The sequence below is a fragment of the Pseudomonas sp. SIMBA_068 genome (assembly GCF_046534705.1).
Classification (GTDB): domain Bacteria; phylum Pseudomonadota; class Gammaproteobacteria; order Pseudomonadales; family Pseudomonadaceae; genus Aquipseudomonas; species Aquipseudomonas putida.
On record NZ_JAWRYI010000667.1, the window covers coordinates 1 to 266 of the forward strand.

A 266-nucleotide genomic window follows, 5' to 3' on the forward strand; every position below is an offset into this window, starting at 1 on the left:
CGTCCGATAAAACCGTGGTGGAACTGGCGCCCGCCAACCTGGTGTTCCTGGTGGATGTGTCCGGCTCCATGGACCGCCGCGAAGGGTTACCGTTGGTGAAAAGCACGCTGAAATTGCTGGTGGATCAGTTGCGCGAGCAGGACCGCGTGTCGCTGGTGGTCTACGCCGGTGAATCCCGCGTGGTGCTCCAACCGACGTCGGGCCGTGACAAGGTGAAGATCCGCAACGCCATCGACCAGCTCACCGCCGGCGGCTCCACGGCCGGT

At 64.3% G+C, this 266-nt stretch carries 1 protein-coding gene; it reads left to right on the forward strand.

The genetic code is table 11. The features are described from left to right. A partial coding sequence (locus tag SB756_RS30905; RefSeq protein WP_410913346.1) for a VWA domain-containing protein occupies window positions 1-266 on the forward strand: 266 nt, incomplete at both ends.